We start from the raw sequence: 22,381 nt of genomic DNA, 5'->3' as shown, positions 1-22,381 counted from the left end.
TCTGCGGGGGATGCGCTTCATTCGCCTCCCCCGAGGCGGATCAGAGCTGTTACAGCGTGTGTTCGAGGAAACGATGCCGCTTGGTGACCTGGTCCAGTTCGAGCAGGGTTTCCAGCAGCGCTTCCATCTTGTCCAGCGGCCAGGCATTGGGGCCGTCGCTGAGCGCCTTGGAAGGATCGGGATGCGTTTCGGCAAACAAGCCGGCCACGCCCACGGCCACCGCCGCGCGCGCCAACACCGGCACGAACTCGCGCTGACCACCCGAGCTGGTGCCCTGCCCGCCCGGCAACTGCACCGAGTGGGTGGCATCGAACACCACCGGGCAACCGGTGTCGCGCATCACGCTGAGCGAGCGCATATCCGAAACCAGGTTGTTGTAGCCGAAGCTGGCGCCGCGCTCGCACACCATGATGTCGTTATTGCCGACGGCCTTGGCCTTTTCGGCCACGTTCTTCATCTCCCACGGCGAGAGGAACTGGCCCTTCTTGATGTTCACCGGCTTGCCGGCGCGCGCCACGTTCTGGATGAAGTCGGTCTGGCGGCACAGGAAGGCCGGCGTCTGCAGCACGTCGACCACGGCGGCCACTTCGTTCATCGGCGTGTATTCGTGCACGTCGGTGAGCACGGGCACGCCGAGCTGGCGCTTCACTTCGCCGAGGATCTTCAGGCCCGCTTCCAGGCCGGGACCGCGGAAGCTGTTGCCCGAGGAGCGATTGGCCTTGTCGAAGCTGGACTTGAAGATGAAGTTGATGCCGAGCTTGCCGGTGATTTCCTTGAGCTTGCCGGCGGTATCCATCTGCAGCTGCTCGGACTCGACCACGCAGGGGCCGGCGATCAGGAACAGCGGCTGGTCCAGGCCGACCTCGAAGCCACACAGCTTCATGCGACGGACTCCTTGGCCAGACGCTCGCCTTCGCGCACTGCCTTGAACTCGCGGGCGGCCTGCACGAAGCCGATGAACAGCGGGTGGCCGTCGCGCGGGGTGGAGGTGAACTCCGGATGCGCCTGGCAGCCGAGGAACCACGGGTGCTTCTGCTGCGGCAGTTCGACGATTTCGACCAGCAGGTCGTCCATCGACTTGCCCGAGATCACCAGGCCGAGGTCTTCGAACGTCTGGCGGTAGCGGTTGTTGAATTCGTAGCGGTGACGATGGCGCTCGCGCACCACGTCCTGGCCGTACAGCTCGCGCGCCAGCGTACCGGCCTTGAGGCGGCATTCCTGTGCGCCCAGGCGCATGGTGCCGCCCAGATCCGAACGCTCGCTGCGCTGCTCGACTTCACCCGTGGCGGTGGTCCACTCGGTGATCAGGCCGATCACCGGATCGGGGCTGTTGCGATCGTTTTCGCTGGAATCGGCTTCGCTCAGACCCGCCACGTTGCGGGCGAAGTCCACCACCGCCGCATGCATGCCGTAGCAGATGCCGAAATACGGCACGCCCTTCTCGCGGGCGTACTTGGCCGCCAGCACCTTGCCTTCGAAACCGCGCTTGCCGAAACCGCCCGGCACCAGGATGGCGTCCGCATTGCCCAGCGCCTTGGCGGCGCCTTCGGCCTCGACCTGCTCCGAATCAACCCAGTTGAGATTGACGCGGGTCAGCTGCTTGATGCCGCCGTGGCGCAAGGCCTCGCCCAGGGACTTATAGGCGTCCTTGTGCTCGACATACTTGCCGACGATGGCCACGGTGACCTCGTCCTTGGGATGCTCGACCGCTTCGACGGTGCGCACCCACGAGGAAAGATCCGCCGGACCGACCTGCAGGCCCAGGCGCTTGACCACGATCTCGTCGAGGCCCTGCTTGTGCAGCCACAGGGGCTGCTTGTAGATGATGTCCACGTCGGCCGCGCTGATCACGGCGTTCTCGGGCACGTTGGTGAACAAGGCGATCTTGCGGCGCTCGCCATCGGGCAGCGGCTGCTCGCAACGGCACAGCAGCACGTCCGGCTGGATACCGATCGAGCGCAGCTCCTTTACCGAATGCTGGGTCGGCTTGGTTTTGATCTCGCCGGCGGCCTTGATGTACGGCACCAGGGTCAGGTGCATGAACATCACCTTTTCCGGGCCGTGCTCGATGCGCAGCTGGCGGATGGCCTCCAGGAACGGCAGCGACTCGATGTCGCCGACGGTGCCGCCGATCTCGACCATCGCCACGTCATAGCCGCGGGTGGCCTCGTGGATGCAGTGCTTGATCTCGTCGGTGATATGCGGGATCACCTGCACGGTGGCGCCCAGGTAATCGCCGCGGCGCTCCTTGCGGATCACCGATTCGTAGATCTTGCCGGTGGTGATGGAATTCTTGCCGGTGAGGCGGGTGTTGACGAAGCGCTCGTAGTGACCGAGGTCGAGGTCGGTCTCGGCGCCATCGTCGGTCACATAGACCTCGCCGTGCTGGAAGGGGCTCATGGTGCCGGGATCCACATTGATATACGGATCCAGCTTCATCATGGTGACCGAGAGGCCACGCGCTTCCAGGATGGAAGCCAGCGACGCCGCGGCGATGCCCTTGCCAAGCGAGGACACCACACCGCCGGTGACGAAAATCAGGGGGGTCATGGGATGCAGCCGTGCTGGAAATCGGCATTTTAGAGGAAGAACGGTTCTACCGCGAGGGTTTGCGGTGGCTAAATGACTGGGGCGTTCAAGTTGAGGGTCTGGAGGCCCTGTTTTTGATCGTCATTCCGGCCCGCGCCGGATTGACGAGGGGGGCCCTAGGTAGCCCCATAAACAACAAAGGCGCCCGAAGGCGCCCCTGTCGTCACGCAGCAGCCCCGGCTTACTCCACCGGCACCATCTGCGACGTCGGATGCATCATGTTCACATTCATGTTGTGCAGCACCCACAGCGAGCCGACCACCACGATGGCCAGGATCAGCAGGGTGAACAGCATGATGGCCAGGTTGCCGCGCTGCGAGGGTGAGGTGCCCATGTGCAGGAAGTAGACCAGCTGGACGATAAGCTGGGCTACGCCGAACACGATGATGCCGGGCATCATCAGCTCGTGCGGCACCTTGCCGCTCATGACCACGCCAAACGAGGCCAGGGTCAGCACCACCGACAGCACGAAGCCGATCAAGTAGGACTTGGTGCTGCCGTGGGCGGCGTCGTGGTGGGCCGCGTCGTGGGACGAAGGATGGGCGGACATCAGATGGCACCCCGCAGGTAGACGAAGGTGAAGACGCAGATCCAGACGATGTCCAGGAAGTGCCAGAACAGGCTCAGGCAGGACAGGCGGCGACGGGTCGCGTCGGTCAGGCCGTAGCGGCGCATCTGGTCCATCATCACCACCAGCCAGATCAGGCCGCAGGTCACGTGCAGACCGTGCGTGCCGACCAGGGTGAAGTAGCTGGACAGGAACGCACTCCGGCTCGGGCCGGCGCCGTCGGCGATCAGCTTGGCGAACTCATGCACTTCCATGCCGATGAAGCCGGCGCCGAACACGAAGGTCACCGCCAGCCACGCGAGCAGCTGGTTCTTCTTGCCGGCGTGCATGGCCAGCATGGCCATGCCGAAGGTGACCGACGAGATCAGCAGCAGCATGGTCTCGCCGAGCACGTACGGCAGCTCGAACAGCTCCTTGCCGGTCGGGCCGCCCGCGGTGGCGTTGGCCAGCACGGCAAAGGTCGCGAACAGGCCCGAGAAGATCAGGCAGTCGCTCATCAGATAGATCCAGAACCCCAGCAGGGTCTTGGATCCATCGTCGTGGTGATGGGCGTCTCCCCCGTGGGAGACGCCGTCGAGCGCGCCGTGGGTGGCGCTTACTGCAGGACTGCTCATGACTTACGCCACCTTCTGACGCTGCGGAGCGGCCACCGGAGCCACCTGCGTGGTCTGGAACTGCTTGAGCTGGGCGTGACGCGAACGCTCGATGCGTTCCACTTCGGCCGCCGGCACCCAGTAGTCGACGTCGCGGTCGTAGGCGCGGACGATGAAGGAAGCAATCATGCCGAGCAGGCCGATCGCCGCCATCCACCAGATGTGCCACACCAGGGCAAAACCCAGGACCGTACCGAACGCGCCCATGACCACACCGACGCCGGTGTTGCGGGGCATGTGAATGTCTTCGTACTTGGCAGGTTGCACGTAGGCGACTCCGTTTTGTTTGTCTTCCCAGAACTGGTCCAGTTCACGGACCTGGGGCAGCGTTGCAAAGTTGTAGAACGGTGCGGGCGAGCTGATCGACCATTCCAGGGTGCGGCCACCCCACGGGTCGCCGCTGGGATCGGTGAGCTTCTTGCGGTCGCGCACGCTGACGTAGAACTGCACGAGGATGCAGAAGATGCCGGCGGCGATGATCGCCGCGCCGATGGCGGCGACGATCAGATAAGGCTGCCAATCGGGGTTCGCATAGTGGTTCATGCGACGCGTCATGCCCTTCAGGCCCAGGATGTACAGCGGCACGAAGGCCACGTAGAAACCCACCAGCCAGCACCAGAACGACGCCTTGCCCCAGGCCTCGTTCAAGCGGAAGCCGAACGCCTTGGGGAACCAGTAGTTGATCGCGGCCAGGCAGCCGAACACCACGCCGCCGATGATCACGTTATGGAAGTGCGCGATCAGGAACACGCTGTTGTGCAGGACGAAGTCCGCACCCGGCACCGCCATCAGCACGCCGGTGACGCCGCCGACCACGAAGGTGACCATGAAGCCGATCGTCCACAGCATCGGCACGGTCATCTCGACGCGGCCGCGGTACATGGTGAACAACCAGTTGAACAGCTTCGCGCCGGTAGGCACCGAGATGATCATCGTCATGATGCCGAAGAAGGCATTGACGTTCGCACCCGAGCCCATGGTGAAGAAGTGGTGCAGCCACACCAGGAACGACAGCACGCCGATCGCCGAGGTGGCGTACACCATCGACTTGTAACCGAACAGCGGCTTCTTGGAGAACGTGGCGACGATTTCCGAGTACGCGCCGAAGCACGGCAGCACCAGGATGTAGACCTCGGGGTGGCCCCAGATCCAGATCAGGTTCACGTACATCATGGCGTTGCCGCCAAGATCGTTGGTGAAGAAGTGCATGCCGAGATAACGATCGGCCGTGAGCAGCGCCAGCGTCACCGTAAGGATCGGGAATGCGGCCACGATCAGGATGTTGGTGACCAGCGCCGTCCAGGTGAACACCGGCATCTTCATCAGCGTCATGCCGGGCGTGCGCATCTTCATGATGGTGACGATGAAGTTGATGCCGCTCAGCGTGGTGCCCAGACCCGATAGCTGCAGCGCCCAGATGTAGTAATCGACGCCGACCGTTGGACTGTAATCAAGCCCGGACAACGGCGGATAGGCCAGCCAGCCGGTCGCGGCGAAGTCGCCGACGAACAGCGACACCATCACCAGGAACACGCCCGACAGGAACAGCCAGAAGCTGAGCGAGTTGAGGAAGGGATAAGCCACGTCGCGCGCGCCGATCTGCAGCGGCACCACCAGGTTCATCAGGCCGGTGATCAGCGGCATCGCCACGAAGAAGATCATGATCACGCCGTGGGCGGTGAACACCTGGTCGAAGTGGTGCGGCGGCAGGTAGCCGGCCGAATCGGCCGCGGCCGTGGCCTGCTGCAGGCGCATCATCAAGGCATCGGCGAAGCCGCGCAGCAGCATGACCAGCGCCACGATGATGTACATGATGCCGATCTTCTTGTGGTCCACCGAGGTGAACCATTCCTTCCACAGGTAACCCCACAGACGGAACTTGGTAAGAGCCGCGAGCATCGCCAGGCCGCCAAGGAGGACGGCGGCGAGCGTCACCATCACGATCGGTTCGTGATAGGGAATCGCGTCAAGGGTGAGCTTTCCAAACATGGCTTACTTCTCTGCCTTGGCCGGGGTGATGTTCGAGGACACAGCGCCCCCGTCCTGGTGTTCGTGCATGTCCATCTGCATGCTTTCTTCCGGCGCGTCGTGAGACATGTCCATCGAAATCTCCCCGTGCGCGGCGGCGTCGTGCGACATGCCATCCATGTGTTGGTTGAGCACGCTGGAGAACAAGCCGTTGGCCACGTTGCCGTAGTAGGCGACTGGCGCCTTCTCGCTGGGCTTGGCCAGGGTCTTGTAGCTGTCGGCGTCGAGCGTGGTCGGCGTGGCCTTGGCCTTGGCGATCCAGTCCTTGAAGCCGTCTTCCGAGGTGGCGATGGCCTTGAAGTGCATGTCCGAGAAGCCTTCGCCGCTGAAGTTGGTCGACAGGCCGTCGTACGCACCCGGCTCGCGGGCAATCAGGTGCAGCTTGGTTTCCATGCCCGCCATCGCGTAGACCTGGCTGCCCAGCTGCGGGATGAAGAAGGCATTCATCACCGAATCGGAGGTGATCTGGAAATTGACCGGGCGATCGACCGGGAAGGCCAGCTCGTTGACCGAGGCCACGCCGTATTCCGGATAGACGAACAGCCACTTCCAGTCCATCGACACGACCTGCACCGTCACCGGCTTGGCCTCGGACTCCAGCGGCTTGTACGGATCGAGCGCATGCGAGCTCGTCCAGGTGATCACGGCGAGGATGGCCACGATGATCGCGGGGATCGTCCACACCACCAGCTCGATCTTGGTCGAATGCGACCAGGACGGCGCGTAGGTGGCGTTCTTGTTGGCCTTGCGGTAGCGCCAGGGGAACCACAGCGTCATCGCGATCACCGGAATCGCCACGATGGCCATCAGGCCCAGCGCGATCAGGATGAGGGACTTCTCCTGGGAACCCACGTCGCCCTTGGGCGTGAGGACTTCCAAGTTGCAACCGCTGAGCAACACAGCGGCGCCAACGCCTGCGTAGCGCAAGCGCGAAATAAGGGCATGCATGTTCACTGACTACCTGGGGTACAGCGTGGGGACGGGCGGCATGGTAGCGATTTGTCCCCGCGTTTTCCTCTCCTAGAGACACAATGCCGCACATGCAACATTTTGCGCACGAGGCCGCGACCCCTTGACTTGAAAAAGCAAGCGCGCGCACCCGCATTCGTGCGTCGACCTTGGTCGAAAAAGGAAGAATTTCGTCCGCGCGGCGCCCTGCTAACATGCCGCGATGGACCTCACCACGCCCGCGAAATTGACCGCCCTGCGGCAAGCCATGAAGCAACATGGCATCGCCGCCTGCCTCGTGCCCAGCGCCGATCCCCACCTATCCGAATATCTGCCGGCGCACTGGCAGGCGCGCCAATGGCTCTCCGGGTTTACCGGCTCGGCCGGCACCCTGGTGGTCACCGCCGATCACGCCGGCCTATGGACGGACAGCCGCTATTTCGCGCAGGCCGGCACGGAACTGGCCGGCAGCGGCGTCGAGCTGATGAAGCAGCGCGTGGCGCACGCGCCGGAACATATCGAATGGCTGCTTGAACGCTTGGGCGAGGACCAGGTCCTGGCCGTCGCTGGCGACAGTTTCTCCTTGTCCGCCGCCCGGCAGCTTGAGCGACGCCTGGAACGCAACGGCGCGAAGCTGCGCACGGACCTCGACCTGCCGGCACTGATCTGGCCGGATCGTCCCGCCCTGCCCGCCGCGCCCATCGTGGAACATCCGGCCCGCTACGCCAGCCAACCGCGCAGCGACAAATTCGGCCGCCTGCGCACCGCCATGCGCAAACTGGGCGCCACCCATCATCTGGTGTCCAGCCTCGACGACATCGCCTGGCTGACCAACCTGCGCGGCAGCGATGTGGAATGCAATCCTGTGTTCCTCGCCCATCTTTTGGTGCAGGCCGAAGGACACGCCACCTTGTTCGTCGATCGCGGCAAGCTCAGCGATGCCCTGGTGCAGGCGCTTCATGCCGATCAGGTTCGCATTGCCGACTACGCGACCGTGACCGACACGCTGGCCGAGCTGGGCGCGCAAGATCGATTGCTGCTGGACGGCAACCGCATCGTGGTGGCCGTGGCGTCCGCGATCCCGACGGCCACGCCGCTGATCGAGGCGGCCAATCCGTCGACGCTGTTCAAGTCACGCAAGACCGAAGCCGAGCTGGAACACGTCCGCGACGCCATGCGCCGGGACGGCTCGGCTCTGGTCCGCGCGTTCCGCCGGCTGGAGGAACGCGTCACCGCCGGCATGAAGCAGACCGAGCTCGACGTCGATGCCTTGCTGCGCGAAGAACGTTCCGCCCAGCCGAATTTCGTCGGCGAGAGTTTCTCCACCATCGCCGGCTACCAGGCCAATGGCGCCCTGCCCCATTACCGGGCCACGCCGGAAGCCCACAGCACGCTGAAGCCGCAGGGCCTGTTGCTGGTCGATTCCGGTGGTCAATACCTGGGCGGCACCACCGACGTCACCCGCGTGCTGGCGCTGGGCGAAACCACCGCCGAGCAGCGCCGCGACGCCACCCTGGTGATGAAAGGCCTGATTGCCCTCAGCCGCGCCCGTTTCCCCAAAGGCGCCAGCGGCCCGCAGCTCGATGCACTGGCCCGCGCGCCGCTCTGGGCGAGCGGCATGGACTACGGCCACGGCACCGGCCACGGCGTGGGTTACTTCCTTAATGTGCACGAAGGCCCGCAAGGCATCCGCCCGCCGGCGTCCGGCGCCACCCTGGTGCCGCTGGACCCCGGCATGATCACCTCGATCGAACCGGGCCTGTACAAGCCGGGCCGCCACGGCATCCGCCACGAGAACCTGGCGGTGGTGATCGAGGCCGACAAGACCGAATTTGGCGAGTTCTACGCGTTCGAAACGCTCACCCTGTGCCCGTTCGACCGCCGTGCGCTGGAACCGGAGCTGCTCAATCCCGAGGAGCGGGCCTGGCTGGATGACTACCATGCCACCGTGCGAGCGGCGCTAGCGCCGCTCTTGGAAGACGCCGATCTGGTCTGGCTGGAGCGGCACTGCGCCCCCCTTTAACACTGCCCCTCCTTGTAGGAGCGCACCCTGTGCGCGAACCGGCCCGGCCGAAGGCCGGGTCGCGCACAGGGTGCGCTCCTACAAACAGAGGACGCTTGACCTTCCCGCCCCCGGCAACCCATCCTCCCCGTCTTAGCCACCCGACCTTTCCCCATGAGCAGTCGCTACAACGCCGCCGACATTGAAGTCCTCTCTGGCCTTGACCCCGTCAAGCGCCGCCCGGGCATGTATACCGACACCTCGCGCCCGAACCATCTGGCGCAGGAAGTCATCGACAACTCGGTGGACGAGGCCATTTCCGGCCACGCCAAGACGCTGGACGTGATCGTCCATACCGACGGCTCGGTGGAAGTGAGCGACGACGGCCGCGGCATGCCGGTGGATATCCATCCGGAAGAAGGCGTGCCGGGCGTGGAGCTGATCCTCACGCGCCTGCATGCGGGCGGCAAATTCTCCGGCAAGAACTACAACTTCTCCGGCGGCTTGCACGGCGTGGGCGTGTCGGTGGTCAATGCGCTGTCCAACCGCGTGGAAGTCACCATCCGCCGCGACGGCAACGAATACCGCATGGCGTTCGAGAACGGCGACCGCGCCAGCGAGCTGGAAATCATCGGCTCGGTGCCCAAGAAGAAGACCGGCACCACCGTGCGCTTCTGGGCCGACCCGAAGTACTTCGACTCGCCGAAGATCTCGCTGGGCAAGCTGCGCCACCTGCTGCGCGCCAAGGCCGTGCTGTGCGCCGGCCTCAACGTGAAGCTGCTCGACGAAGCCACCGGCGAAGTCAACGAATGGCATTACGAGGACGGCCTGCGCGATTACCTGCGCGACGAGCTGTCCGGTGCCGAAGCGATTCCGACCGAGCTGTTCGTGCATCACGTGCAGCGCGAAGCCGATGGCCTCGACGTGGCCCTGGCCTGGGTGCCGGAAGGCGAGCTGGTGCAGGAAAGCTACGTCAACCTGATTCCCACGGCGCAAGGCGGCACGCACGTGAACGGCCTGCGTTCGGGCCTCACCAATGCGATCCGCGAATTCTGCGACATCCGCAACCTGCTGCCGCGCGGCGTCAAGCTGGCGCCGGAAGACGTGTGGGAACGCCTCGCCTTCGTGCTGTCGACCAAGCTGCAGGATCCGCAGTTTGCCGGCCAGACCAAGGAGCGCCTGTCCTCGCGCAACGCCGCGGGCATGGTCGAGAACGTCATCCACGATGCCTTCAGCCTGTGGCTCAACCAGCATGTGGACCTGGGCGAACGCATTGCCCAGCTCGCCATCGAGCGCGCCAGCGCGCGCCTGAAGGCCGCCAAGCAGGTGGTGCGCAAGAAGATCACCCAGGGCCCCGCCCTGCCCGGCAAGCTGGCCGACTGCACCGCGACCGACCTCACCCGCACCGAGCTGTTCCTGGTCGAGGGCGATTCGGCCGGCGGCAGCGCCAAGCAGGCGCGCGACAAGGAATTTCAGGCGATCCTGCCTTTGCGCGGCAAGATCTTGAACACCTGGGAAGTCGAGTCGGGCTCCGTGCTCGCTTCCGAAGAAGTGCACAACCTCGCCGTGGCGATCGGCTGCGATCCGGGCAAGGACGATCTCTCGGGTCTACGTTACGGCAAGGTGGTCATCCTCGCCGATGCGGACTCCGACGGCCTGCACATCGCCACGCTGCTGAGCGCGCTGTTCCTGCGCCACTTCCCGTCGCTGGTGCGCGAGGGCCATGTGTTCGTGGCCATGCCGCCGCTGTTCCGCGTGGACGTGGGCAAGCAGGTGTTCTATTGCCTCGACGAAAGCGAAAAGAACGCGATGCTCGAACGCGTGCAGCGCGAAAAGATGAAGGGCGCCGTCAGCACCACCCGCTTCAAGGGCCTGGGTGAGATGAACCCCTCGCAGCTGCGCGAGTCGACCATCCATCCGGATACGCGCCGCCTGGTGCAGCTCACCGTCGATGGCGATGACGGCACCACCAAGCTGATGGATATGTTGCTGGCCAAGAAGCGCGCCAGCGACCGCAAGGCGTGGCTTGAGGAAAAGGGCGATCTGGCGACGCTGGAAGTGTGAGTCCACACAACCCGCTTTAGCCCGCCGCTTATCTGTGGGAGCGCACCCTGTGCGCGACGGCCACGCCTGGGTGTATCGCTCCGTAGGTTTGTCGCGCACAGGGTGCGCTCCCACAAAGAGCTGATCGGCACAGGCCTGGGTATTCCCTTGTAGGAGCGCACCCTGTGCGCGACCGCAGCGCTGGGATGTACCTCTCCGTTGGGTGGTCGCGCACAGGGTGCGCTCCTACAAATGGCGGCGCTCCGCCGCAACTACACCGTGAGACACCCTTTCCCAAAGGATGCCGCCGGCGCTATCTTGGCGATCTCTCGCCCCGGAGCCCCCATGGCCCTCACGCCTCCCATCGACCTGCAGCGCTGGATCGACGAGCACCGGCATCTGCTCAAGCCGCCGGTCGGCAACAAGTGCATCGTCGATGGCGATTTCATCGTGATGATCGTGGGCGGGCCGAACTCGCGCACCGACTACCACTACGACGAAGGCCCGGAGTTCTTCTACCAGCTCGAGGGCGAGATGGTGTTGAAGGTGCAGGATGAAGGCGTGGCCCGCGACATTCCCATCCGCGCCGGCCAGATGTTCTACCTGCCGCCCTGCGTGCCGCATTCGCCGCAACGCCTGCCCGAGTCGATCGGGCTGGTGATCGAGCGCCGCCGGCTGGCGGGCGAGAAAGACGGCCTGATGTGGTACTGCGAGCGCTGCAATCACAAGCTGTACGAGGAGTACTTCACCCTCGACAGCATCGAGCGGGATTTTCCGCCGGTATTCGAGCGTTTCTATCGCTCGATCGACGCGCGCACCTGCGTCGAATGCGGCCACCTCAATCCGGCGCCGGCAAAGTATTCCGGGCAACCCGCCTGACGCGCGCGCCGCTCAGGCGCGCGACAACCACTTGCGCGCCATGCGCATCAGCGATGCATCGGCCGAGGGATCTTCCGCGATCTCGCGGATGGAACGCCACGCCAGCGCGTTCGATTCCTCGTTGATCACATAGGTTTCGTTGGCGCCCGCACGAACGACGTACCGCACGTCGTAATGCCAGTGTTCGGGCTCGTCGCCACGCGCGGGAATACGGTGACGATCCAGGTCGAACGGCTCCGCTTCGACGCTCAGGTCAACCAGACCAGACTCTTCTTCGGCTTCGCGCAAGGCGACGCGCGCCAGATCCGTGTCGCCGTCGGCATGACCTCCCAACTGCAGCCAGCGCCCCAGCTTGCGGTGATGGGTGAGCAGGACGCGCTCACCATCGGCGCTCACCAGCCACGCCGAGCCGGTGAAGTGACCTTCCAGGGCGTCCCGAAAGAACACACGCTGGCCTGCTTCCAGAAATGCCTCGAAATGACCGGCATCGCCCTCCTGTGGCCATTGCTGGCGATAGTGCCGAAGCTGTGCAAACAACGCGTCCATCGATAATCCGTGTCAGTCAAAACCGGCCGCGCAGCTGCGGTACGGCGCGCCGCATTATTCCAGACGGCGCCGAGACTGGCACCGGCCAGGAGCGCGCTCGGGGCCAGCCGCAATGCAGCTTGTACCCCCAAGGCCCGCTGGGCTATGGTTCCGTGTCGTCGCAGGGGAAGCGACGTTAATGGCCATGGCGAAAGTCACGGTTTCACGCTTTTAAGAAACGAGCATTCCGGCGGTAGGGGAGAAACATGCTGAAAAACCTGTTCGCGACGCATCCCATTGAGGCGTCGCCACACGTCGACGCGGGCGAACTGCCCCACGACGGCCTGCAAGGCGAAACCAGCCTCAAGCGCGTACTGACCGCGCGTCACCTGGTGACGCTGGGCATCGGCGCGGTGATCGGCGCCGGTATCTTCGTCATCACCGGCCAGGCCGCCGCCGAACACGCGGGCCCTGCCCTGGTCATCAGCTTCATCGTCGCCGGTATTGCCTGCGCCTTTGCCGGCCTGTGCTACGCCGAGTTCGCCGCGATGATCCCGGTCTCGGGCAGCGCCTACGCGTACTCCTACGCCACGCTGGGCGAGATCGTCGCCTGGTTCATCGGCTGGAATCTCGTCCTCGAATATCTCTTCGCCGTCGCCACCGTGGCGGCGGGCTGGTCGGGATATTTCAACGAGTGCCTCTCCATCCTCGGACACTGGACGGGACTGCCGCTGGCGCTACCCGACTACCTGTCGAGCGCGCCGCTGAAGTTCACCGACACGCATCAGATCGTGACCACCGGTGCGCTGATCAATCTGCCGGCAGTGATGATCGTGGCTGGCCTGACCTGGCTGTGCTACGTGGGCATCACCCAGTCCACCTTCGTCAACTCGCTGATTGTGACGATCAAGGTGCTGGTGATCTCGCTGTTCCTGATCTTCTCCTTCCGCTACATCAATCCGGCCAACTGGCATCCGTTCATTCCGGCGGAGGAAGGCCCGGGCCGTTTCGGCACGAGCGGCATCTTCCGCGCCGCGGTGCTGGTGTTCTTCTCCTATGTGGGCTTCGATGCGGTGTCCACCGCCGCCGGCGAAGCGAAGAATCCGCAGCGCGACATGCCGATCGGCATCCTGGGCTCGCTCGCGATCTGCACCGTGCTGTATATCGCCATGGCGCTCACGCTCACCGGCATCGCCCCGTACCACATGCTGGGCACGCCGGAACCGGTGGCCACGGCGTTGAGCCTCTATCCGCAGCTGACCTGGCTCAAGGCCATCGTCTCGTTCGGTGCGCTGGCCGGCCTGTCGTCGGTGATCCTGGTGATGCTGCTGGGTACCTCGCGCATCTTCTTCAGCATGGCGCGCGATGGCCTGCTGCCCAAGGGCATGTCGAAGGTGCACGCCTCGCACCGCACGCCGCACGTCGCCACCATCATCGCCGGCGTCGCCGCGCTGGTGATCGCCGGCCTGTTCCCGGTGAGCATCCTGGGTGAGCTGGTTTCGATGGGCACCCTGCTGGCATTCACCACGGTGTGCATCGGCGTGCTGATCCTGCGCTATACCCGTCCGGAATTGCCGCGCTCGTTCCGCGTGCCGGGCGGCATGATCGGCGTCTGGACGGTGGCGGTGCTCGGTTCGGTGATCTGCCTGTATCTGTTCTGGCAGTCGTTCCGCGCCAACTGGCCGCTGATGCTGGGCTGGACGGTGATCGGCATGCTCATTTATTTCCTCTATGGGTATTCCCATAGCAAGCTACGCAAGCAAAACTCCTGATCTGACACGAAGGGCCGGCTTAGCGCCGGCCCTCTCGTTTTGAATCCAGCGCCTCTCGTGGCACCAGGCCGACGCATGCTCAAACAGTTATTCGCTCGCAAAACCGATTTCTCCGACGCCGACGACGCGTCCCACGGCCCCACCCTGCGCCGCACCCTCGGCCCCTGGGGCATCACCGCGCTGGGCATCGGCGCGGTGATCGGCACCGGCATCTTCGTGGTGACCGGACAGGCCGCCGCCGAACACGCCGGCCCCGCCGTGCTGATCTCCTTCATGCTCGCGGCGCTGTGCAGCGGCTTCACCGCGCTGTGCTACGCCGAGTTCGCCACGCTGATCCCGGTCTCGGGCAGCTCCTATTCCTACGCCTACGCCACGCTCGGCGAGCTGCTGGCCTGGTTTATCGGCTGGAACATGGTGCTGGAGTACGGCATCTCCGCCTCGGCCGTCGCGGCCAGCTGGACCGGCTACTTCACCAGCATGCTCGACCAGGTGGGCATCCACCTGCCCACGTCGCTGACCGAAGCGCCGCTGGCGTTCACTGACGGACACCTGGTCACCACCGGGCATCTGATGAACCTGCCCGCAGTGGCGATCGTGCTCGCGCTCACCTGGCTGTGCTACGTCGGCATCCGCGAATCGGCGGGCCTGAACGTGCTGATGGTGGCGCTCAAGGTGGGCTTGATCATCGTGGTGGTGGTGGCGGGTTATCGCTACATCGATCCGGCCAACTGGCATCCGTTCATTCCCGCCAACGAAGCACCAGGCAAGTACGGCTGGTCCGGCATCATGCGGGGCGCGGCGATGGTGTTCTTCGCCTATATCGGCTTCGAGGCCACTTCCACGGCCGCGCAGGAATGCAAGAACCCGCAGCGCGACCTGCCCTTCGGCACGCTGGTGTCGCTGGTGATCTGCACCATCCTCTATCTGGCGATGGCAGCCGTGCTGACCGGCCTGATCTCATACACCGAGCTGGGCACCAGCGAACCGGTGGTGACAGCGATCAAGAACCATCCGGAACTGGGCTGGCTGCGCTGGGTGGTGGAGATCGGCGCGATGATCGGCCTGTCGTCGGTGATCCTGGTCATGATCATCGCGCAGCCGCGCATTTTCATGATCATGTCGCGCGACGGCTTGCTGCCGCCGATCTTCAATCGCATTCACCCCAAGCACCGCACGCCGCACATCAACACGGTGATTACGGGCATCGGCATCGCCATTCTCGCGGCGGTGTTTCCGCTGGATCTGCTGGCCGACCTCACCTCGATGGGCACGCTGATCGCCTTTGTGGCGGTGTGCGCAGGCGTGCTGATTCTTCGCTACACGGCGCCGCAGCTGCATCGTGGCTTCCGCGTGCCGTGGGTGTGGTTTATCTGCCCCGCCGGCGTGATCAGCTGCCTGGCCCTGCTGGGCGCCATGGCCTGGTTCAATTGGCTGTTGATGATCATATGGACCGTCATCGGCCTGGCCATCTACTTCGGCTACGGCATCCGTCACAGCCGCCTGCACCGCCCTTCCTGAAGGGCCTGGCGATCTTGGCGGCGATCTGCCGCCAACGTCGCCGAAAATCCCAAAAGCCACACCCTGCGCTCCAGGAAGGAATGATCGGCCCTGGAAGGCTATTCGTGATCGCCAATCTCTAATAGTCTAGCAAGTTATTGTTTTTGTTGAATTTAACGAGACTTTTTCGAGAAAATTTTGGCCTTCACAGGCCCAAAAATGCCCGGCCGGGAGTATCATCTGTGCTCCGTGGGTTGATCACTTGGCAGTGGGCCCCGGATTGCCGCCCGGCGCGTCAGGCGGGTCAGCTCCTCGGCCTGACGCGTCTGGGCAGCATCTTCTCTCTCACCGAGTTCTTCGGTTCGAGTTGTTACCCATGAGCAGCAAAAACGTCGATGCCGATGGGCCGTCGCGTGCGTGACGACGATGTCACGCGCAAAAAAAAGCCGGCATGCATGCCGGCTTTCTTTAGGTGATGCGTGTGGCGATCAAGCTTTCTTCGGTGCGTGCGATACGCACCAGCCCTTCGCATTCACCGCCTTGCCCGGGAACAGCTGACACGGGCCATAACCGGTCGGTGCGCCGGTATAGAACTGGCAGTTGGAGCAGATGTCGCCCGCCTTATGCTTGGGATCGGTCGATTTGCTGGCATCTTCGACATAACCCAGTGCCTTGGCGGTCGGATCGGTGTCAGCCAGGTGCGGCAGATCGGCAGCGCGCGCCACGCGCGGCAGCGAGCCGACCATCGCCGCAGCGACAGCCGTCCCGGCTGCGGCCTTGAGAAAACGGCGACGCGATTCGATATCTTTCTCATGCGACATAGGTCCAACCTCCGTCTTGAAACATTCACGCTGGCCACGCCCGTGGCCAGCCCTTTGCCGATGCTACTCGCGCCAGCGATAAGTCGTGAGAATGGATCGCATTTTCGGCATATGCCGGAAACCGGCGTGGTATAGTGCCGACTCATTTGGACGTCCATACATCATGAGCCAGCTCCTCCCCGACTCGATCTCCCCCGCGCTGTTCGCCGAGCGTTCCGACGCCATCGCCGATGCGGCGCGCGAGCTTGCCGCGGCCGGCTGGACGCCTGCCACCAGCAGCAACTTCTCGATGCGCATCGACGGCCATCACGCCGCGATCACCATCTCCGGACGCGACAAGGGCAAGCTCGGCCGCGACGACATCATGTTGATCGACATGAACGGCCAGGCCGTGGGCACCAGCGCGCGCCCCAGCGCCGAAACCGACCTGCACACGCAGATCTACCGCCGCTTTCCCGAGATCAACGTGGTGCTGCATACGCATTCGCGCACGCAGAGCGTGGCTTCGCGCCTGTTCGCCCGCGATGGGGTGGTGAAGCTGGAAGGCTGGGAGCTGCAGAAGGCGATTGCCGGGCAGACCACCCACGATGCCGAGCTGGCCATCCCGGTGTTCCCGAACACGCAGCACATGCCCGAGCTGGTCGCGCAGGTGGAAGCCTGGCTCGACAGCGGCCGCTCGCTGCACGCTTATCTCATCAACGGCCACGGCATCTATACCTGGGGCCGCGACATGGCCGAGACGCGCCGCCATCTGGAGGCGCTGGAATTCCTGCTCGGCTGCGAACTCGACTTGAGGAGACTCTCCGCATGAGCCGCCTGCGCATTTTCAGCGACACCCAACCGCAAGCCCCATTGTCGGTGCACAACGAGCACGCGGACATCTCGCGCGAACTGGCCAAGATCGGCGTGCGCTTCGAGCAATGGGAAGCGAACCAGCCGATCGCGCCCGGCGCCAGCCAGGACGAAGTGATCGCCGCCTATCGCAGCGACATCGATCGGCTGATGGCCGAAGCGGGCTATCAGGCAGTCGACGTGATCAGCCTCAAGCCCGACCACCCGGATCGCGCGGCGCTGCGCCAGAAATTCCTCAGCGAGCACACCCACAGCGAGGACGAGGTGCGCTTCTTCGTCGCTGGCGCCGGCCAGTTCACCTTGCATGTGAACGGCAAGGTGTACGACGTGCTGTGCGAACAAGGCGACCTGATCGGCGTGCCGGACGGCACCCGCCACTGGTTCGACATGAGCGAGTCGCCCTATTTCGTGGCCATTCGCCTGTTCACCAACAAGGAAGGCTGGGTGGCGCAGTTCACCGGCGAAGACATCGCGCTGCAGTTTCCCCGCATGACGCCGCACGCCTCGACAGCAGCCGCCTGAGACGACTCCCGGCGGCCCAAGGGCTCGCCGGGTGACCGGGATCATGAACCGGCGTGGCGGCGCTCGCCCGGGGCCCCGGTGACGGGTAAGCTTGTCGCTCCTGTTCCCCGGCTTTATGTATGACCGTCATCCGCGCCATCGTCACCGATATCGAGGGCACCACCAGCTCGATCAGCTTCGTCAAGGACGTGCTGTTTCCGTACGCCTATAAGCGGCTGCCCGCCTTCATCGAAACGCACGGCGACAAGCCTGAGGTGCAGCACTGGCTGCACGAAGCGGCCAAGGAAGAAGGCATCGTCGAAGCGCCGCGCCAGGACGTGATCGAGCTGCTGCTCCGCTGGATCAAGCAGGACCGCAAGTCCACCGCGCTCAAGGCGCTGCAGGGCATGATCTGGCAGGAAGGCTACGAGGCCGGCGACTACCAGGCCCATGTCTATCCGGAAGTGTCGGCCCGGCTGCACGCCTGGCGTGCGGATGGCCTGCACCTGTACGTCTACTCGTCGGGCTCGGTGCCGGCGCAGAAGCTGTTCTTCCGCTATAGCGACGCGGGCGACCTCTCGCCGATGTTCTCGGGTTATTTCGATACGGAAACCGGCCCCAAGCGCGAGCGCCACTCCTATGAGCTGATCGCCGAAGCGCTCGGCGAACAGCCGGCGCATATCCTGTTCCTTTCGGACATCGTGGAAGAACTCGATGCCGCCCGCGAGGCCGGACTGCGCACCGGCTGGCTGTTGCGCGAGCCGCTGGAGATCCCCGAGGCGCCGCGCCATCCCGCCTACCGCACGTTCGACGACATCGTTCTCTGACTTCACGGGCTCCCGCCATGCGTACCGCTCTGATCGCCCTGCTCGCATTTGCAGCCGGCGTTTTGCTCATGGTTGGCCTGGCGCACCACACGGCGCAGACACCGGTCGCCGAGCAAGGCCCGCTGCCCGCGGCTGGCGCGAGCGCGCCGACAACCGCGAGCAGCAGCGCGACCACCGACGACGACAGTTCTGCTGGCGACAACTGGCCTGCGCAGGCGCCGTCGCCCGAGCAGGTGATGTACGGCCAGCGCACAATGGTGCAGAAGGCGCTGGCCGAACTGGGCCCGCGTACCGCCGGCCATCCCAATCTCTACGTGGTGGCGTTCGGCGCCGATGGTGGCGAGGACGTGTTCCGCAATGAAGCGGAATACGCCGCCAAGATGTTTCCCCAGCGCTTTGGTGCGGACACCCACGTGATGGTGCTGGAGAACAATCCCGGTTCGCTGGAAAAGCACCCGCTGGCCAGCTGGAGCAACCTGGAAGCCACGCTCGACGGCCTGGCCAGCCTGATGAAGCCGGATGAGGACATCCTGCTGCTCTACCTCACCACGCATGGCGACGAAGACCACAACCTGCTAGTGGACATGGATCCGCTGCCGCTGGACCAGATCGGCGCGAGCGATCTGTCGGACATCCTCAGCAAGCGTCCCTTCAAGTGGAAGGTGGTGGTGGTCAATGCCTGCTACTCGGGCGGCTTTGTGCCCAGCCTGCAAGGGGCCGGCACGCTGGTGATCACGGCGGCGCGCTCCGATCGCAGCTCGTTCGGTTGCGGCACGGATTCGGACATCACCTATTTCGGTCGCGCCTGGCTGGTCGATGGACTCAATCGCACGCCGGACTTCATGGAGGCGTTCCGCCAGGCATCGGCTGAAATCGCGCAGTGGGAAGCCAAGGACAAGCTGACGCCGTCGGAGCCGCAGATGAATGCCGGCGACGGCATCGCCGCGCAGCTCGCGCTGTGGCGCAAGCATGTGACGCCGGGACCGGCGGTGGCATTCAAGCCGGCCTCCCCGGCTGCCGTGCTGGATCGCCCCACCGGTTCGCGCTGAGTCGGCAGATCCTCAGGCGGGAACGGGACTGCGCGCCTGCCAGATCCAGCGTTCCGCGCTGAGCGGCCTCCCGTCGCGATCGAGCGGAAACAGCACCGCACCGCGCGGCGCGACGCGCAGCTCCATGCCGGCCTGCAGGCCCAGTCGCGACAGGTCTTCACTCGCCACGTCCGCTTCCAGTGAGAGGTCGAGCGAAGCCACGTAAAGATCCAGATGCGCCACGCTGCCAGCGAGATAGATATGGCGCAGACGCGCCTCCCAGGCCGGCTGCGAGGCCGGCGCCGCCAGCCGTAGCTGCTCGGGCCGCACATAGGCCACGGCCTCGGTGTAGCGTCCCTGCCATGGGTCGTCATGCAATGACCAGCTGCCGGCGGCGAAGCCCTGATTGCCGCTCCACACGTTGAACCGGTTCACCTTGCCGATGAACTCGCATACGAACGGCGTGGCCGGCTGCTGATAGATGACTTCGGGCGTGCCGACCTGCTCGATGCGCCCGTTGTTCATTACGGCCACGCGGTCGGCAAGCTCGAGCGCTTCTTCCTGGTCGTGCGTGACGAACACGGTGGTGAGCTCCAGTTCCTCGTGCAGTTCGCGCAGCCAGCGCCGCAGCGTCACGCGTACCTGCGCATCGAGTGCGCCGAACGGCTCGTCGAGCAGCAGCATGTCGGGCTCCACCGCGAGCGCACGTGCCAGCGCCACGCGCTGGCGCTGGCCACCGGAAAGCTGGGCCGGATAGCGCGCGCCCATCCCTTCCAGTTGCACGCGACGCAGCAGCCGATCGACGCGTGCCCGGATCTCACCGCGCGACGGGCGCAGCCGCCATGGCCGCACGCGCAAGCCGAACGCGATGTTCTCGACCACGGTCAGATGCCGGAACAAGGCGTAGTGCTGGAACACCATGCCGATGCGACGCTCGCGTGCCGGCTGGGCCAGAAAATTCTCGCCGTCGTTGTGCACGCTGCCGCTGTCGGGATAGTCCAGGCCGGCTAGGATGCGCAGCAGCGTGGTCTTGCCCGAACCCGATGGCCCCAGCAAGGCGAGGAACTCGCCCGGCGCGATGCTCAGGCTCACGTCGTCCAGCGCCTGGAAGCCGGCGAAGCGACGATGCAGTCGGGACAGTTCAAGCGTCATGCCGCATCCTCAATGGCCACCGGGCGCATGCGCGGCGATTTCGTCGCCGTAGCGCCATTCCAGCAGCGATTTCAGCGCCAGCGTCAGCAGCGCGAGCAAGGCCAGCAGCGAAGCAATCGCAAACGCACCGACGTATTCGTATTCGTTGTAGCGCATTTCCACTTCCAGCGGCATGGTGGTGGTCAGCCCGCGTATATGGCCGGACACCACGGAGACCGCACCGAATTCGCCCATCGCGCGCGCATTGCAGAGCAGCACGCCATACAGCAGCGCCCAGCGGATATTGGGCAAGGTGACGCGAAAGAACATCTGCCAGCCGCTGGCGCCCAGCACGCGGGCCGCCTCTTCTTCCTCGCTGCCCTGGGCCTGCATCAACGGTATGAGTTCGCGCGCGACGAACGGCAGCGTCACGAAGATGGTGGCCAGCACCAGGCCGGGCACGGCAAAGATGATCTTGATGCCATGATCGTCCAGCCACGGCCCGAACCAGCCTTGCGCACCGAACAGCAGCACATAGACCAGGCCCGATACCACCGGCGACACCGAAAACGGCAGGTCGATGAAGGCGCCGAGCAGCGCCTTGCCGGGAAACTCGAAGCGCGTGATCGCCCAGGCAGCGGCCACGCCGAACACCAGGTTCAACGGCACGGCGATCACCGCCACCAGCAGGGTGAGCTTGATGGCAGAGAGCGCCTCGGGCTGCTTGATCGCCTCCAGATACGGCGCCACGCCCTGGCGGAAGGCCTCGACGAACACGGTCGCCAGCGGCAGCAGCAGGAACAGCACCAGGAAGACCAGCGCCAGGGCGATCAACACCACATGCACCAGGCGGCGCGGCCAAGCCACCGTGCGGGAACGCATCACCGCACTCATAGCGAGCGCTCCTGCCAGCGATGGCTCCAGCGCTGCAGCAAGGACACCAGCACCAGCAAGGCAAACGAGATGGCCAGCATCGCCACGCCCAGCGCGGCGGCGCCGGCATAGTCGAACTGTTCCAGCTTCTGCACGATCAACAGTGGCGCAATCTCCGAGCGCATCGGGATATTGCCGGCGATGAAGATCACCGAACCGTATTCGCCGACGGCGCGCGCCAGCGCCAAGGCAAAGCCGGTCAGCAGGGCCGGCGCCAGCATCGGCAGGATCACCCGGAAAAAGGTTTGCCAGCGTTGTGCGCCCAGACTTTCTGCGGCCTCTTCCACATCGCGCTCCAGCGACGCCAGCACCGGCTGCAAGGTGCGCACGACGAACGGAAAGCCCACGAACACCATCGCCACGAACACGCCCAGCGGCGTATAGGCGACCTTGATGCCCAAGGGTTCGAGCCACTGTCCCAGCCAGCCGTTGGGCGCATACAGCGTGGTGAGCGCGATGCCGGCCACGGCAGTGGGCAACGCAAACGGAAGGTCCACCAGGGCGTCGAACAGGCGGCGTCCCGGAAAGCGATAACGCACCAGCACCCAGCCTACAAGCAGGCCGATCACGGCATTGACCAGGGCGGCCACCACCGCGCCAACCACGCTCAGTCGCAACGCCGCGAGCGTGCGCGGCGACGACAGCAGGCGCAGCAAACCTTCGACACCGATCCCCGACGCTTTCCACGCCAGGGCTGCCAGCGGCAGCAGGACGATCAAGCCGAGATAAGCCAGCGCATAGCCCAGGCTGATGCCGAATCCCGGTAGCACGCGACGTCGCATGA

General features: G+C 64.7%; 20 protein-coding genes. 9 read left to right on the top strand and 11 right to left on the bottom strand.

Annotation, left to right across the window (positions count from 1 at the left end):
• Positions 1 to 49: 49 nt before the first annotated feature.
• From kdsA to cyoA, 6 genes are all read right to left on the bottom strand, one after another.
• Complete coding sequence (kdsA, locus tag Y882_RS08525) at positions 50 to 883, bottom strand: 3-deoxy-8-phosphooctulonate synthase (RefSeq protein WP_046971482.1); 834 nt, start codon at positions 881 to 883, stop codon at positions 50 to 52.
• Complete coding sequence (gene pyrG / locus Y882_RS08520; RefSeq protein WP_046971481.1) at positions 880 to 2,550, bottom strand: CTP synthase; 1,671 nt, start codon at positions 2,548 to 2,550, stop codon at positions 880 to 882. The genes kdsA and pyrG overlap by 4 nt, the downstream gene beginning before the upstream one ends.
• Before the next feature lie 220 nt (positions 2,551 to 2,770).
• Positions 2,771 to 3,139 carry a cytochrome o ubiquinol oxidase subunit IV gene (gene cyoD / locus Y882_RS08515; protein ID WP_046971480.1) on the bottom strand — a complete coding sequence of 123 codons (369 nt, stop codon included), beginning with the start codon at positions 3,137 to 3,139 and terminating at the stop codon, positions 2,771 to 2,773.
• Positions 3,139 to 3,771 (bottom strand): cytochrome o ubiquinol oxidase subunit III, encoded by a 633-nt coding sequence (gene cyoC / locus Y882_RS08510; protein WP_046971479.1) that lies wholly within the window; start codon positions 3,769 to 3,771, stop codon positions 3,139 to 3,141. The genes cyoD and cyoC overlap by 1 nt, the downstream gene beginning before the upstream one ends.
• 3 nt (positions 3,772 to 3,774) lie before the next feature.
• Entirely contained in the window at positions 3,775 to 5,799 is a 2,025-nt protein-coding gene (gene cyoB / locus Y882_RS08505) for a cytochrome o ubiquinol oxidase subunit I (RefSeq protein ID WP_046971478.1), read from the bottom strand.
• Positions 5,800 to 5,802: 3 nt separating this feature from the next.
• Complete coding sequence (gene cyoA / locus Y882_RS08500; RefSeq protein WP_046971477.1) at positions 5,803 to 6,786, bottom strand: ubiquinol oxidase subunit II; 984 nt, start codon at positions 6,784 to 6,786, stop codon at positions 5,803 to 5,805.
• 223 nt (positions 6,787 to 7,009) lie between these two features.
• Here cyoA and Y882_RS08495 point away from each other — a divergent pair, with 223 nt between their 5' ends.
• The 3 genes from Y882_RS08495 to Y882_RS08485 all read left to right on the top strand — a co-directional run bounded on the left by Y882_RS08495 (position 7,010) and on the right by Y882_RS08485 (position 11,710).
• Positions 7,010 to 8,809 (top strand): aminopeptidase P family protein, encoded by a 1,800-nt coding sequence (locus Y882_RS08495; protein WP_046971476.1) that lies wholly within the window; start codon positions 7,010 to 7,012, stop codon positions 8,807 to 8,809.
• Between the two features lie 153 nt (positions 8,810 to 8,962).
• Positions 8,963 to 10,852: a DNA topoisomerase IV subunit B gene (gene parE / locus Y882_RS08490; protein WP_046971475.1), complete on the top strand. Its 1,890-nt coding sequence runs from the start codon at positions 8,963 to 8,965 to the stop codon at positions 10,850 to 10,852.
• 324 nt (positions 10,853 to 11,176) lie between these two features.
• On the top strand, positions 11,177 to 11,710 hold the full coding sequence (locus tag Y882_RS08485; RefSeq protein WP_046971474.1) for a 3-hydroxyanthranilate 3,4-dioxygenase: 534 nt from the start codon (positions 11,177 to 11,179) through the stop codon (positions 11,708 to 11,710).
• Between the two features lie 12 nt (positions 11,711 to 11,722).
• Here Y882_RS08485 and Y882_RS08480 read toward each other — a convergent pair whose 3' ends face one another.
• Positions 11,723 to 12,256: an NUDIX hydrolase gene (locus Y882_RS08480; RefSeq protein WP_046971473.1), complete on the bottom strand. Its 534-nt coding sequence runs from the start codon at positions 12,254 to 12,256 to the stop codon at positions 11,723 to 11,725.
• Positions 12,257 to 12,501: 245 nt separating this feature from the next.
• Here Y882_RS08480 and Y882_RS08475 point away from each other — a divergent pair, with 245 nt between their 5' ends.
• Together Y882_RS08475 and Y882_RS08470 are read left to right on the top strand one after the other, a co-directional pair.
• Positions 12,502 to 14,007, top strand: a complete 1,506-nt coding sequence (locus tag Y882_RS08475) for an amino acid permease (RefSeq protein WP_046971472.1) — start codon at positions 12,502 to 12,504, stop codon at positions 14,005 to 14,007.
• 75 nt (positions 14,008 to 14,082) lie between these two features.
• Entirely contained in the window at positions 14,083 to 15,525 is a 1,443-nt protein-coding gene (locus tag Y882_RS08470; RefSeq protein WP_046971471.1) for an amino acid permease, read from the top strand.
• 467 nt (positions 15,526 to 15,992) lie between these two features.
• On the opposite strand, the gene Y882_RS08465 is transcribed toward Y882_RS08470, so the two are convergent.
• Entirely contained in the window at positions 15,993 to 16,325 is a 333-nt protein-coding gene (locus Y882_RS08465) for a high-potential iron-sulfur protein (protein WP_046971470.1), read from the bottom strand.
• Positions 16,326 to 16,488: 163 nt separating this feature from the next.
• Between Y882_RS08465 and Y882_RS08460 the strand changes: the two genes are divergently transcribed.
• The 4 genes from Y882_RS08460 to Y882_RS08445 all read left to right on the top strand — a co-directional run bounded on the left by Y882_RS08460 (position 16,489) and on the right by Y882_RS08445 (position 19,554).
• On the top strand, positions 16,489 to 17,136 hold the full coding sequence (locus tag Y882_RS08460; RefSeq protein WP_046971469.1) for a methylthioribulose 1-phosphate dehydratase: 648 nt from the start codon (positions 16,489 to 16,491) through the stop codon (positions 17,134 to 17,136).
• The gene (locus Y882_RS08455; protein WP_046971468.1) at positions 17,133 to 17,699 is read left to right on the top strand and encodes a 1,2-dihydroxy-3-keto-5-methylthiopentene dioxygenase; all 567 of its coding nucleotides are present in this window, start codon (positions 17,133 to 17,135) and stop codon (positions 17,697 to 17,699) included. Before Y882_RS08460 ends, Y882_RS08455 begins: the two co-directional genes overlap by 4 nt.
• A 119-nt stretch (positions 17,700 to 17,818) precedes the next feature.
• Positions 17,819 to 18,505, top strand: coding sequence for an acireductone synthase (mtnC, locus tag Y882_RS08450; RefSeq protein WP_046971467.1), 687 nt, complete (start codon positions 17,819 to 17,821; stop codon positions 18,503 to 18,505).
• Between the two features lie 17 nt (positions 18,506 to 18,522).
• The gene (locus Y882_RS08445) at positions 18,523 to 19,554 is read left to right on the top strand and encodes a C13 family peptidase (protein ID WP_046971466.1); all 1,032 of its coding nucleotides are present in this window, start codon (positions 18,523 to 18,525) and stop codon (positions 19,552 to 19,554) included.
• Between the two features lie 12 nt (positions 19,555 to 19,566).
• Here Y882_RS08445 and Y882_RS08440 read toward each other — a convergent pair whose 3' ends face one another.
• Genes Y882_RS08440 through cysT form a run of 3 tightly spaced genes read right to left on the bottom strand, consistent with a single transcriptional unit; the run spans position 19,567 to position 22,379 of the window.
• Positions 19,567 to 20,685, bottom strand: a complete 1,119-nt coding sequence (locus Y882_RS08440; protein ID WP_046971465.1) for a sulfate/molybdate ABC transporter ATP-binding protein — start codon at positions 20,683 to 20,685, stop codon at positions 19,567 to 19,569.
• Positions 20,686 to 20,694: 9 nt separating this feature from the next.
• Positions 20,695 to 21,558, bottom strand: coding sequence for a sulfate ABC transporter permease subunit CysW (gene cysW, locus Y882_RS08435; protein ID WP_046971464.1), 864 nt, complete (start codon positions 21,556 to 21,558; stop codon positions 20,695 to 20,697).
• Positions 21,555 to 22,379 (bottom strand): sulfate ABC transporter permease subunit CysT, encoded by an 825-nt coding sequence (gene cysT, locus Y882_RS08430; protein WP_046971463.1) that lies wholly within the window; start codon positions 22,377 to 22,379, stop codon positions 21,555 to 21,557. Before cysT ends, cysW begins: the two co-directional genes overlap by 4 nt.
• Positions 22,380 to 22,381: the final 2 nt, after the last annotated feature.

Origin of the sequence: Dyella japonica DSM 16301 (assembly GCF_001010355.1) — a bacterium.
In the GTDB taxonomy this organism is placed as follows: domain Bacteria; phylum Pseudomonadota; class Gammaproteobacteria; order Xanthomonadales; family Rhodanobacteraceae; genus Dyella; species Dyella japonica.
Note: the sequence above shows the minus strand (reverse complement) of the source record. Positions and strands in the feature narration are given on the sequence as shown.